Source organism: Dietzia sp. HMSC21D01, assembly GCF_001815995.1.
Taxonomy (GTDB): domain Bacteria; phylum Actinomycetota; class Actinomycetes; order Mycobacteriales; family Mycobacteriaceae; genus Dietzia; species Dietzia cinnamea.
In genome coordinates, this window is the sequence record NZ_KV823766.1 from 14354 (window position 1) to 14879 (window position 526).

Annotated in this window: 1 protein-coding gene; it reads right to left on the minus strand. The window is 75.7% G+C overall.

Features of this window, described 5'->3' with window-relative positions:
• The coding region (locus HMPREF3086_RS18855) for a DUF222 domain-containing protein (RefSeq protein WP_168169044.1) at nt 1-526 on the minus strand (526 nt) is incomplete at both ends.

A 526-nucleotide genomic window follows, 5' to 3' on the forward strand; every position in this document is an offset into this window, starting at 1 on the left:
TGGGGCGGACCTGGGTGGCCAGGGGGCGGGCCGCGGCCCGTGCGCCGGTCTGCGCGGCGTCGCCGCCTGTGCGGGTGGTGGCCGGGTCGTCTGGGTCGGTGGGGTCGAGGAAGGCGGCGACGAGGGCGTCGGCGCGTAGTTCGTCGATGCTGCGGATGTATTCGGCGTCGAGGGTGTGGTCGCCTGCGTGGGCGGCCTGCAGGCGGGCCGTTTTGTCGCGGGTGGCCTGTTCGGTGGCAGCGCGGTGCAGGACCTCGTAGAGGGTGGAGGCCTCGGTGGCGGTGAGGTGGGCGGTGAGGTCGGCCATGCCGTCGGTGCCGCGGCGCAGGCGGATGTGGCGTTCGCGGGTGGCGGCGGCGCGGCGGGCGCGGACGCCGGCGGGGTCGTGGTCGGTGATGATGCGATCGAGGGTGCCCAGGATGGCGTCGCGGCCGGGGCGGGTGCCGGCGGCGATGGCGGCCATAAGCCAGTCGATGATCTCGCGCTGGACGGGGCCGCGGTGGGCGGAGTCCACGGTGCGCATGTG